Here is a 12,016-nt window from a genome sequence, read left to right as displayed (position 1 = left end):
TTCCATCCCCACCCATAGAGAAAGGAAATGTCACCATGCGCTACCTGGTCACCCTCAAAGTCAACGCCCAGCCCGAAGGGCCGCCGCCGGCCGACCTCATGGAGGCCATCTTCAAGCTCGGCCAGGAGGCCACCGAGGCCGGGGCCCTGCTCGACAACAGCGGCCTGGCCCCCAGCTCCGAGGGGGCGCGGGTCGAGGTGAGCGGGGGCCGGCTGACCGTCAGCGACGGCCCGTTCGCCGAGGCCAAGGAGCTGATCAGCTACGCACTGTACGAGGTCAGGAGCAAGGAGGAAGCCGTGGAGTGGACCACCCGCTTCGTCAAGCTCCACCGTGACCTGTGGCCGGGATGGGAGGGCGAATCGGACGTGCTGCGGCTGTTCGGGCCCGAGGACTTCGCCCCGCCGGCCTGACCCGGTGCTCATCCGGCCGCGGACGTGGTCCGCGGCCGGATGCTGTATGCAGGACGCATGACGGTAGCCGATTCGCACCGGGCGGTGGAGGCGGTGTGGCGGATCGAGTCCGCCCGGGTCATCGCCGCCCTGGCCCGCATGGTCAACGACATCGGGCTGGCCGAGGAGCTGGCGCAGGACGCGCTGGTGGCCGCGCTCGAAGAGTGGCCGCGTAAGGGCGTACCCGACAATCCGGGCGCCTGGCTGACACTCGCCGCCAAGCATCAGGCCCTCGACCAGTTCCGCCGCCGTGACACCTACCAGCGCAAGCTGCAGCAGATCGGCCGGGACATGGAGCTGCGCCAGGAGTCGGCGGAGGCCGAGCTCGACGAGGCCCTCGACGACCACATCGGCGACGACCTGCTCCGCCTGATCTTCACCGCCTGCCATCCCGAGCTGCCCGCCGAGGGCCGCCTCGCGCTCACCCTTCGGCTGCTCGGCGGCCTGTCCACGGCCGAGATCGCCCGCGCCTTCCTCGTGCCGGAGCCCACCGTCGGGCAGCGCATCTCGCGGGCCAAGCGCACCCTCGCCGACAAGAGGATCCCGATCGAGCTGCCGCCGCCCGCCGAGCTGCCCGCGCGGCTGGCCTCCCTCCTGGAGGTCATCTACCTGATCTTCAACGAGGGGTACGCGGCGACCGCCGGCGACGACTGGATCCGCCCGTCGCTGTGCCAGGAGGCCATGCGCCTCGGCCGCGTGCTGGTCGGGCTCATGCCCGCGGAGCCCGAGGCGCACGGCCTGCTCGCGCTCATGGAGATCCAGGCCTCGCGCATCCCGGCCAGGACCGCCCGCGACGGCTCGCCCATCCTGCTGCTCGACCAGGACCGCAGCCGCTGGGACCGGCTCCTGGTCCGCCGCGGCCTGGACGCGCTGCGCCGCGCCGAGGAGCTGGGCACGCTCGGGCCGTACGGGCTGCAGGCGGCCATCGCCGCGTGCCACGCCCGCGCGCTCACCCCGGAGGCCACCGACTGGGAACGCATGGCCGCCCTCTACCGGCTGCTGGCCCACCTCACGCCCTCGCCGATCGTCGAGCTGAACCGGGCGGTCGCGGTCGGCATGGCGTACGGGCCCGAGCGCGGGCTGGAGATCGCCGACGGCCTCCGGGACGAGCGCGCCCTGCGGGAGTACGCGCATCTGCCCGCTGTCCGCGGTGACCTGCTGGCCAAGCTCGGCCGGGCCGAGGAGGCGGCCGCCGAGTTCCGGCGCGCGGCCGAGCTGACCCGGAACGTCCGCGAGCGCGACCTGTTCCTGGAGCGCGCCGCAGCGCTGTCATAGTGCGATAACGGTCATCGCACGATCCGCTCCCGGGCCCGGAGCAGGGCGGCCACGATCTTCTCCTCGCGGTCGGGGTAGAGGCGGACGATGGGGACCGAGCAGCTCAGGGCCTCGTTCGGGGGCGAGGCGAAGTCGAGGGCGACCGCGAAGCAGCGCAGGCCGATGGTCGACTCCTGCTCGTCGACGGCGTGGCCGCGGTGCCGGATCGTCTCCAGCTCGGCGCGCAGCGCCGCCCGGTCGGTGAAGGTGTTGGCGGTGCGGGGCTCCAGCTTCTCGGGCAGGAGCCGGTCGACCTCGTCCCACGGGCGGCCGGCGAGAATCGCCTTGCCGAGGCCGGTCGCCCACGAGGGCAGGCGCCGGCCGGGCCGGGAGACGACGGCGAGGGAGTGCCGGGAGATGTTCGTGGCCAGGTAGACGATCTCCGCGCCGTCGAGGCGGGCCAGGTGCACGGTCTCGCCCAGCTCGTTGTTCAGCTCGTTCATCACGGGCTGCGCCCGCTGGACGACGTCGTCGTGCTCGACGTACGAGGCCCCGGCGCGCAGCGCGCGCAGGCCGATCCGGTAGCGGCCGGCGCCGTCGGCGTCGATCCAGCCCGTGTTCACCAGCGTCGTGAGCAGCGCGTACGCGCTCGCGCGGGGCAGGCTCAAGCCGGTGGCCACCTCGCGCAGCGAGCACGCGTGATCCGCGGAGCTGAGGTATTCGAGCACGGCGATCGTCCGCTCGGCCGATTTGACGCTGCGGACACCCCCGGACTCGGCGGGTTTCGGTGACGGGTCCGGACTTTCTTGCGTCATCGACAGGCCTCTTGACGTTTGTTGAAACCCCGACTTAATGTCTCGGCTACAAATATAGACACTGTCTTCATATGTAGACAAGAGGTCATAACCCGAGTGATCAACAAGCCCAGCCGCCGTCAGGCGGCCTCTGCCCTTTTGGCGCTCGGCGCCACCTTGTCGGCCAGCGCCTGCTCGGTCGCCAACAGCGGCCCGGAGCCCTCTTCCGGCGCGGCGGCGAGCACCGTTCGCATCGTGTTGCCGGAGGAGCCTCCGACGCTGGAGCCGTGCGACGCCTCCCTCACCGCGACCGGGCGGGTCACCAGGGCCAACATCACCGAGGCGCTCACCGAGCGGGACCCCGGCACCGGCCAGCTCCAGCCCGCGCTGGCCACGGAGTGGAAGCAGGACTCGCCCACCGAGTGGACCTTCACCCTGCGCAAGGGCGTGAAGTTCCACGACGGCAGCGCGTTCGACGCCAAGGCGGCCGCCTTCTCCATCGACCGCACCGTCAACTCCAAGATCGACTGCAACGTGAAGGGCTACGTCTTCGGCGGCATCGAGCTGACGGCCACGGCCGCGGACGACGCCACCCTGAAGGTGAAGACGGCCAAGCCGGACCCGATCCTGCCGCTGCGGCTGTCGTTCGTGGAGATCGTGCCGGCCACCACGAGTGCCACCGCCAAGGTGCGCGAACCCGTCGGCACCGGGCCGTACAAGATCGCCAAGTGGGACACCGGTCGCAGCCTGCGCCTGGAGCGGTACTCCGGCTATTGGGGCAAGGCGCCGGAGTTCGCCGCGGCCCAGTACGTCTGGCGCGCCGAGGGCAGCATCCGCGCGGCCATGATCACCAGCGACGAGGCGGACGTGGCCATCGGCCTCGCCCCCGAGGACGGCGCCGGGGCCGCCGCCGTGCAGTTCCCCAACAACGAGACCTCCTTCCTGCGCATCGACGCCGGCAAGGCGCCGCTCGACGACCTGCGCGTGCGCCAGGCGATCAACTACGCCATCGACAGGAACGGCCTGGTCGCCTCGGTGTTCGCCGGGCTCGGCAAGCCGGCGGGCCAGCTCGTCCCCGAAGGTGTGACCGGTCACAGCACGTCCGTCCAGCCCTGGCCGTACGACATGGCGCAGGCCAAGAAGCTGATCGCGGAGGCCAAGGCCGACGGCGTCCCCACGGACACCGAAATCACGATCATCGGCCGGAACGGCATCTACCCCAAGGCCGCCGAGGCGATGGAGGTCGTTCAGAACGCGCTGACCGAGGCCGGGCTCAAGGTCAAGATCCAGATGCTCGACGTGAACGCCTGGCTGGAATACCTGCTGTCGCCGTTCGTGAAGGACTCCGGTCCCGTCCTGCTGCAGGCCCAGCACGGCAACCAGGCCGGTGACGCGGCCTTCACCATGGGCCAGATCTACGGCACCAAGGGCGCGCAGAGCCCGTACGGCACCAAGGAGCTCGACGAGCTGATCGCCGCCGGCGAGCAGGCCTCGGGCGAGGAGCGCCAGGCGGCGTTCGCCAAGGCGCTGGAGTACCAGAGCAAGGACGTCGTACGCGACGCGGTCCTAGCGCACATGACCGGAATCCTCGCGCTGTCGAAGAAGGTCACCTACAAGCCCAACGCCGCCACGAACGACGAGATGCGGCTCGCCGAAATGCACCCGGCCGGCTGAGGGGACAGGCGTGCTGACCTTCCTGCGGCGTCGCGTCGTCTCGAGTGCGATCCCGCTGGTCGTCGTGATCCTCGGGGTGTTCTACCTGGCGCGCCTCACCGGCGACCCGGCCAACCTCTACCTGCCGCTCAGCGCGACCCCGGAGATGCGGGCGGAGTTCTCCGCCCAGCACGGGTTCGACCGGCCACTGCTCGTCCAGTTCGGCGACTATCTGGCCCAGGTCGTCCACCTGGACTTCGGTGAGTCGCTGCGGACCGCCGAACCCGCCGCCACGGCCGTGCTGCGGGCGTTCCCCGCGACGCTGCAGCTGGCGGGGACCACGATGATCCTGGCCATCCTCGGCGCGGTCGTCGTCGGGAGCTGGGCGGCCTACCGCCCCAACTCCCTGGCGGACCGGGTCGCCAGCTTCACCTCGACGACCGCGGCGAGCATGCCGGACTTCTGGTTCGCCATCATGGGCGTGCTCGTCTTCGCCGTGGCCCTCGGCTGGCTGCCCACCTCGGGCACGGAAGGCGCGGCGGCGTGGGTGCTGCCGGTGGTCACGCTGCTGATCCGGCCGTTCGGCGTGCTCGTGCAGGTGGTGCGCGGGTCGATGGTCACCGCGCTGTCCGCGCCGTACATCAAGGTCGCCCGGAGCAAGGGCGCGGGCGAGCTGCGGGTGGTCTTCGGCCACGCGCTGCGCAACGCCGCGCCGCCGGCGCTCACCGTGGCCGGTGACCTCACGGTCGGGCTGGTCAACGGCGCCGTGGTCGTGGAGACCATCTTCGGCTGGCCCGGGATCGGCAAGCTGATGATCACCTCGATCCTGCAGCGGGACTTCGCGGTGCTTCAGGCCGCGGTCCTGGTGACCGCGGTCACGATCTTCGCGCTCAACATCCTCATCGACGCCTGTTACGCGCTCCTCGACTCCCGCGTCCGCCAGGGGGTGACCGCATGACCACGGTCGACGTCTCCGTCGCACGGCGGACCTCCATGTGGCGGCTGCTGCTGCGGGACAAGTTCGCCTGCCTGGCGGTGGTGATCCTGCTGGTCGTGGCGGCCTCCGCGCTCGTGGGGCCGGTGCTGTTCGGCGACCTGGCCGTGAAGCAGAACCTGCGGGCGGTCAACCGGCCGCCGTTCGGCCTCGACGACGGCTGGGCGTTCGTGCTCGGCAGCGACTCGCTCGGCCGCAGCGTGCTGGCCAGGCTCGTCGTGGCGAGCCGCACGACGCTCTCCGTCGCGGTCCCGGCCGTCATGATCTCCCTCGCTGCCGGCTCCGTCTGGGGGATGTGGGCGGGCTACCACCGGGGCTGGCGGGAGAACGTCTCCATGCGGGTCGCCGACGTCATCCTCAGCTTCCCGTCGCTGCTGCTGGCCGTGGTCGTGCTGTACGTCTTCTCGCCCAGCGCCGGCAACATCATCCTGGTCCTGGCGATCGCGCGGATCCCGGTCTACCTGCGGGCCGCCCGGGCGGAGTCGGCGGAGTTGCAGAGCCGGCTGTTCGTCGACGCGGCGCGCACGTTCGGCGCCAAGAGCTGGGCCATCATCGGCAGGCACGTGGCGCCGACGGTCATGCCCACCTTGTTCACCGTCGCGACGCTGGACTTCTGTTTCGTGATGCTGACCGAGTCGTCGCTGAGTTTCCTGGGCATCGGCATCCAGCCGCCGGACATGAGCTGGGGCCTGATGGTCGCGCAGGGCCGGCAGGTGCTGCAGAGCGCCTGGTGGATCGCCGTCTTCCCGGGCCTGGCCATCGTGGTGACCACCGTGTCCGCGACCGTGCTCGCGTCCTGGGCGCGCCTGGCCATGGATCCCGGCCAGCGCTGGCGCCTCACTCTCACCAAGGAGGTCAAGCCGTGACAACCCCGGCGCTGGAGGTGGATCGGCTGGCGGTCGACATCCGCACCCCCGCGGGGACGGTACGCGCCGTACGCGAGGTCAGTTTCTCCGTGCGCTCCGGCGAGACGCTGGCGCTGCTGGGCGAGTCGGGCTGCGGGAAGAGCATGACGGCGCAGGCCATCGTCGGCCTGCTCGACCCGGTCGCGCACGTGGCGGGCGGCGCCGTACGCCTCGACGGGACCGACGTGCTCACCCTGCCGCCCGCGCAGCGCAGGAAGCTGGCTGGTCCCGGCATGTCCATCGTGTTCCAGGACGCGCTCACCGCGCTGAACCCCGTCCAGACGGTCGGCGCCCAGCTCGCCGAGCCGTTCCGGATCCACGAGCGCCTGTCGCGCCGCGCCGCGCGGGAGCGGGCGGTCGAGCTGATGGAACGGGTCGGCATCCCCGAGCCGCGGGCCCGGATCCGCGCCTACCCGCACCAGTTCTCCGGCGGCATGCGCCAGCGGCTGCTCATCGCGCTGGCCGTGGCCCTGCGGCCCAAGGTGCTGCTCGCCGACGAGCCCACCACGGCTCTCGACGTGACCGTACAGGCCCAGATCATGGAGCTGCTGCACGAGCTGCGCACCGAGCAGCAGACGGCGCTGATCCTGATCACCCACGACCTCGCGGTGGTGGCCGAGCAGGCCGATCACGTGGCCGTCATGTACGCGGGCAGCATCGTCGAGACCGGCCGGGTGGCGGACGTGTTCTCCCGGCCCCGCCACCCGTACACCCGCGGGCTGCTCGACTCGGTGCCGGCCGAGGTGGCGCGCGGCACCAACCTCAAGTCCATCCCGGGCAGCCCGCCCGACCTGCACTCGGTGCCCTCGGGCTGCGCCTTCCGCGCGCGCTGCCCGATGGCCACCGAGGTGTGCGCGGAGGAGCTCCCGGTCCTCACCGAGTCCGGTCCCGGACGTCTGGCCGCGTGCCACCACTGGAAGGAGCTTGCCGATGACTGAGCCCGCCGCGGAAGCTTCCCTGCTGGACGTGGCAGGGGTGAGCAAGACCTTCCACGTGGCCGGCCGCGGCCGGCTGCGCGCGCTGGACGGCGTGGACCTGCGGCTGGCGCGGGGCGAGACGCTCGGCCTGGTCGGGGAGTCCGGCTGCGGGAAGTCGACCCTCGCCAGGGTGCTGCTCATGTTGGAGCGTCCGGACCAGGGCCACGTCAGGTTCGAGGGCATGGACCCGTTCGCGCTGCGCGGCAAGGAGCTGCTCAGGTGGCGACGCCGGGTCCAGATGGTCTTCCAGGACCCGTTCGCGTCGTTGAACGCCCGGCTGTGCGCCGAGGACATCGTCGCCGAGCCATGGCGGACGCATCGCGACCTGGTGCCGGTGAAGGAGCGCGGCAGGCGGGTGGCCGAGCTCCTCGAGATGGTGGGGCTGCGGGCGGGCGACGCCCGGCGCTATCCGCAGGAGTTCTCCGGCGGCCAGCGCCAGCGGCTGGGGATCGCCCGCGCGCTCGCGCTCGAACCCGACGTCATCGTGTGCGACGAGCCCGTGTCGGCGCTCGACCTGTCCGTCCAGGCGCAGGTGCTCAACCTCCTCACCGACCTGCAGGCCAGGCTCGGAGTGTCGTACGTGTTCATCTCCCATGACCTGTCCGTCGTCCGCCACGTCGCCGACCGCGTCTCGGTCATGTACCTCGGCAGGATCGTCGAGACGGGCCCGACGAAGCAGGTGTTCGACCAGCCGCGCCATCCCTACACGGCCGCGCTGATGTCCGCGGCGCCGGTGCTCGACGTCACCTCGGGAGCGCGGCGCGAGCGGATCCTGCTCAAGGGCGAGGTGCCCTCCCCGCTCGACCCGCCGTCGGGGTGCCGGTTCCGGACCCGCTGCTGGAAGGCGCAGGACGTCTGCGCCCGGGAGGCGCCGCCCCTGGAGCCGGCCGATGACGAGCCGCTGCACGGGGCCGCCTGCCACTTCCCGCTCCAGGAGGTGGCGGCCGCTGATTGATCAGGAGGTGGCCGTGGCCCGGCCGAACAGCCGGCCGGCGAGGTCGACGCCCACGACCGTGCCGCTGTCGTCGCGGGTGAAGAAGCCGCGCTGCCCCTTCAGGCCGCCCTCGGTGATGACGTACTCGTCGCCGTCGCCGGGCAGGAAGCCGACGGCGGCCGGCGGGTAGCCCGGGGGCATCTCGGTCTCCGACGCCTGGCGGATCTCCGGCTTGATCCCGACCTCGAGGGTGAGCCGGGTGCCGTCGGTGGCGAGGTCGAGGTTCATGGCGTCGATCTCGTAGCGGCCGGCGACCTCCTCCGCCCGCGCCCGGTCGTACGGGATCGGCTCGGGGTCCCGCTCGACCACGCCGAGGTAGTGCTCCAGCGCCCAGCGCGCGACGCTCTCGTTGAACCGGTAGCCGTCCGGACCGGCGTTGGCCAGCGAGACGACGGCGAAGTCGTGTTCGGGCACGATGAGCAGCTCGGCGAACTGGCCGTTGCCGGATCCGCCGTGCCCGATGGTGCGCACCCCGTCCACCTCGCGCAGGAACCAGCAGATGCCGAAGGCGTCGCCGAGCGTGCTGGCCCGCAGCTCGACCGTCGGCTCCCGCATGCTCCGCAGCGTCTCGGCGGGCAGTACCCCCACTGCGCCGCCCAGGTGGAAGCGGGCCCAGGCCAGCAGGTCGCTGACGGAGGAGGCGAGGCCGCCGCCGGGGTTGTTGCCGCGCATGCCGGCCCGCCACGCCTTCCACGGCCGCGCGAACTGCATCGTGCCGTCCTCGCCGCGGTTGTAGCCGACGGCGAAGCGGCGGACCATGACGTCGTCCAGCTCGAAGAAGGTGTTCGACAGCCCGGCCGGCTCCAGGACCAGCGCGGACACGGCCTTCTCGTAGCTCAGGCCGGTGACGTTCTCGATGATCCGGCCGGCCAGGTTGTAGCCCGCCTGGCTGTAGGAGGCGCGGACGCCGGGTGGCGCGATCAGCGCCAGACCGGCCAGCTGCGCCACGAACGCGGCCAGGGAGCCGTCCTCCTCCTCCACGTCGATCAGGTTCCAGTCCAGGCCGGCGGTGTGGTTGAGCAGGTTCAGCACGGTGATCCGCGCGGCGGCGGCCTCGTCGGCGAGCGTGAGCTCGGGCACGTAGCGGCGCACCGGCGCGTCCAGCTCCACCTTGCCCTCCGCGACCAGGCGCATCAGCGCGGTCGCGGTGAACGTCTTGGTCACCGAGCCCAGGTGGAACAGGGTGACGTGCACGTACGACGATGGCCGCCGCCGCTGATACGGGTCTGACAGCGCGCTGCCACGCGCTCTCAGCGCTGCGACTGGTCAGGCACGGGCTTCACATGCGCCGGGTCATCTCACGGTCACGACGATGCGCTGGTAGGCGGTCAGCGCCGGGCTGCCGTCGTCCTTCACCTCGACGATGACGTGGATGGTGCTCCCCGGCTGCGCGTCCGCCGGCACGGTGAAGCTCGCCTTCGAGGAATGGCGCCCCGGTGCGGCGGTCGTCGCGCCGTCATCGGTGGTGAGCTCGATAGCGCCCTGGTAGCTGCCCGCCTCCTGGTACTGCCACCAGCGAGAGCTGAGTGCGTCCCCGTCGGGATCGGTCGCCCTGGCGGAGAGGCGCACCTTCTGCCCGGGCCGCGCGGTGATGTCGCGGCGCCCCGCCGGCAGGGTGACCTCGGGCCGGTGGTTCGCGGCGCGGAAGTCGGGCGTCACGCTCCATCGCAGGCGCGCGGCGAAGTCGAGCTGCGCGGCCTCGAACCAGCGGGCCGCCGCATAGTCGGCCGGCGCGTTGCCCTGCGGGTCGTGGTCCACGGCTTTCGAGGCGAGCCATTCGGACGGGTCGTCGGGGTTCTGCTCCTGGCGGCCGCCCCATCCGCCGTAGCCGCCTTTCTCATGACCGCGCAGACCGTTGTCCACGAGGTTCATGAAGTTGGAGGTGTCTCCTTCGGAGATCCAGGAGCCCTTTTCCTGGATGGGCATCCATATCTTGTAGCCGCGCGCGCGTAGCTCGTCCTCGCCGAGGTAGGACAGGCCGAAGTGATCCCAGACGTCGCCCTCCACCATCTGCTTTCCGTCACCCCAGATCCGGTACAGCTCGCCGAAAGGCCCCTTGCCGGACACGTTCTCCGCCGTCCATCGGGCCGACAGGTATTTCGCGTGCTCGGGAAGGACCGTGCGGCGGGCGAAGTAGCCCCAGATCGTGGTCGCCACGTCCCGTGCCTCGATGTCCGGCCAGTTGGGGGCGATGTAGTCCTGGTAGCTGGCGTCCTGTGAGCCGAACTTGGTGATGATCGCCTTTCGGGACACCTCGCGGCGGACGCGGTCCCACCGGGGCGTTCCCTCGTACTGTTCCTGGATCGATTTCAGCGCGCGGGCGATCGTGCTCGTGCCTCCCCACGCCTGCAGGTAGACGGGTCCGCCCTTGCCGTCGAGGAGAACGTCCTTGATGAGGTTCGATCCCGGGGTCTCCTTGGAGATGTCCCCTTCGAACTCGACGTTGCCCACGCGGATCTTGGAGAACAGGCTGCGGGGGTCGGGGTAGCCGCGATCATGGCGTACGAGGTTGGGATAGACCTCGGCGTACGCCTTCACCGCCGTGTGGATGAACTGCTCGTCCCGCGCCCACCGCCACGACGTCTGCGGGGTGGTGTACTCCCTGCCCGGCAGGAAGAACTCCGTCCCCTTGCCGTCGCCTTTCCAGTGGAACCGGCTGCTGGCGTAAACGAGCCCCTCGGTCGTCACCTCATTGCTGTAGAGCAGGTATCGGATCAGCGAGTTGGCGTCGTCGAGTTCGGGGTCGGCGGTGACGATGGTTCGCGGCCGGGGGCTCTGGGTGACGGCTTCGGCCGGGGGCGCCGTCATGCCCGCCGTGAGCGAGAGCAGTAAGAAAGTCCCGAGAGATCTGCGTATCCACTGACGTGCCATGCTCTCTCCTGCCGCGCAATGTCCTGTTATGAATATCTATTCACTAACGACTGGACATTTATCACGCTACGGAGAGTGCGCATTCATGTCAATGGCGGCCGGACTCACGCCCCGCCGGTGGACTCGCGGGCCACGACCGTGAAGCGGCTGACGAACTCGCGCGCGACCTCCCGCTTCGTGCCCTTCTCCGTGATCCGCTTGGCGAGGAACCGGACGGCCGTGCCGGCCATCAGCGAGTGATCGGGGTCGATCGACGACAGGGAGGGCACGGTGTAGCCGCCTTCGGCGATGTTGTCGAAGCCGATGACCTTCACCTCGTCGGGCACGCGTACGCCCCGGTCGGCCAGCCCGCGCAGCACGCCGATCGCCACCGTGTCGGTCACGCAGAACACGCCGTCGAACTCCACCCCGTCGTCCACCAGGCGCCGGGCCGCGGCGGCCCCGCCCTCCATCGTGAACCGCGAGGTCGGGGCCACGAGCCGCGCGTCGAAGGCGACGCCGGCCTCGTCGAGCGCCTCGCGGTAGCCGGTGAAGCGCAGGCTGGAGACGTTGACCTCCTCCCCCTGGGCGCCGCCGTCGACGAGCGCGATGCGGCGGCAGCCCCGCTCGATCAGGTGGGCGGTGGCGGCGCGGGCGCCTTCGACGTTGGGCATGGCGACGTGGTCCACGGGCCCGTCGAAGATGCGCTCCCCCAGAATGACGATGGGGTAGTCGACCTTGAGCAGGTCGGTGTCGGTCGGCCCGAGCCCGACGGTGCTGAGGATGAGCCCGTCGTAGAGGCGGTTGCGGGACAGGGCGAGCGCGTCCAGCTCGCCCTCGCGCGAGGCGCCGGTCTGCTCGATGGCCACCTTGAGGTTGTGCCGGGCCGCCGCCGTGATGATCTCGGCCGCGAGCTGCCCGAAGTACGGCCGGTCCACCTCGGGTACGGCGAGCCCGATCGTGCCGGTCCGCCCGGTGCGAAGGTTGCGCGCCGCCACGTTGACCCGGTAGTCGAGCTGGTTGATGGCCTGCAGCACGCGCTCGCGCGTCTCGGCCTTGACATGGGGGTGGTCGTTGAGCACGTGGGACACCGTCATGGCGGACACCCCCGCGGCCCTGGCCACGTCCTGGATCGTCACCATTTCT

At 70.9% G+C, this 12,016-nt stretch carries 11 protein-coding genes; 7 read left to right on the top strand and 4 right to left on the bottom strand.

Annotated features, from left to right (window positions below):
* Nucleotides 1-35 precede the first annotated feature (35 nt).
* Both ACWDRB_RS56075 and ACWDRB_RS56070 read left to right on the top strand, forming a co-directional pair.
* A complete protein-coding gene (locus tag ACWDRB_RS56075; RefSeq protein ID WP_350723308.1) occupies nt 36-410 on the top strand; it encodes a YciI family protein in 375 nt (124 codons plus the stop codon).
* Nucleotides 411-467: 57 nt separating this feature from the next.
* On the top strand, nt 468-1,724 hold the full coding sequence (locus tag ACWDRB_RS56070) for an RNA polymerase sigma factor (RefSeq protein WP_449909049.1): 1,257 nt from the start codon (nt 468-470) through the stop codon (nt 1,722-1,724).
* An 11-nt stretch (nt 1,725-1,735) separates the two neighbouring features.
* On the opposite strand, the gene ACWDRB_RS56065 is transcribed toward ACWDRB_RS56070, so the two are convergent.
* On the bottom strand, nt 1,736-2,518 hold the full coding sequence (locus ACWDRB_RS56065) for an IclR family transcriptional regulator (RefSeq protein ID WP_449909046.1): 783 nt from the start codon (nt 2,516-2,518) through the stop codon (nt 1,736-1,738).
* Between the two features lie 96 nt (nt 2,519-2,614).
* On the opposite strand from ACWDRB_RS56065, the gene ACWDRB_RS56060 reads away from it, so the two are divergent.
* Genes ACWDRB_RS56060 through ACWDRB_RS56040 form a run of 5 tightly spaced genes read left to right on the top strand, consistent with a single transcriptional unit; the run spans nt 2,615 to nt 7,981 of the window.
* A complete protein-coding gene (locus tag ACWDRB_RS56060) occupies nt 2,615-4,171 on the top strand; it encodes an ABC transporter substrate-binding protein (protein WP_449909044.1) in 1,557 nt (518 codons plus the stop codon).
* Between the two features lie 10 nt (nt 4,172-4,181).
* Nucleotides 4,182-5,108, top strand: a complete 927-nt coding sequence (locus ACWDRB_RS56055; RefSeq protein ID WP_449909041.1) for an ABC transporter permease — start codon at nt 4,182-4,184, stop codon at nt 5,106-5,108.
* The gene (locus ACWDRB_RS56050) at nt 5,105-6,010 is read left to right on the top strand and encodes an ABC transporter permease (RefSeq protein WP_449909038.1); all 906 of its coding nucleotides are present in this window, start codon (nt 5,105-5,107) and stop codon (nt 6,008-6,010) included. Before ACWDRB_RS56055 ends, ACWDRB_RS56050 begins: the two co-directional genes overlap by 4 nt.
* Nucleotides 6,007-6,987: an ABC transporter ATP-binding protein gene (locus ACWDRB_RS56045; protein WP_449909037.1), complete on the top strand. Its 981-nt coding sequence runs from the start codon at nt 6,007-6,009 to the stop codon at nt 6,985-6,987. The genes ACWDRB_RS56050 and ACWDRB_RS56045 overlap by 4 nt, the downstream gene beginning before the upstream one ends.
* Entirely contained in the window at nt 6,980-7,981 is a 1,002-nt protein-coding gene (locus tag ACWDRB_RS56040) for an ABC transporter ATP-binding protein (RefSeq protein WP_449909034.1), read from the top strand. The genes ACWDRB_RS56045 and ACWDRB_RS56040 overlap by 8 nt, the downstream gene beginning before the upstream one ends.
* Here the strand turns inward: ACWDRB_RS56040 and ACWDRB_RS56035 are convergent, their stop codons facing one another.
* From ACWDRB_RS56035 to ACWDRB_RS56025, 3 genes are all read right to left on the bottom strand, one after another.
* Entirely contained in the window at nt 7,982-9,214 is a 1,233-nt protein-coding gene (locus tag ACWDRB_RS56035) for a serine hydrolase domain-containing protein (RefSeq protein ID WP_449909032.1), read from the bottom strand.
* Nucleotides 9,215-9,313: 99 nt separating this feature from the next.
* A complete protein-coding gene (locus ACWDRB_RS56030) occupies nt 9,314-10,891 on the bottom strand; it encodes a nucleoside hydrolase-like domain-containing protein (protein WP_449909029.1) in 1,578 nt (525 codons plus the stop codon).
* Nucleotides 10,892-10,995: 104 nt separating this feature from the next.
* On the bottom strand, nt 10,996-12,012 hold the full coding sequence (locus ACWDRB_RS56025; protein WP_449909027.1) for a LacI family DNA-binding transcriptional regulator: 1,017 nt from the start codon (nt 12,010-12,012) through the stop codon (nt 10,996-10,998).
* Between the last annotated feature and the right edge of the window lie 4 nt (nt 12,013-12,016).

The organism is Nonomuraea sp. NPDC003707, assembly GCF_053587055.1.
This window is presented reverse-complemented; position numbering and strand designations above follow the sequence as displayed.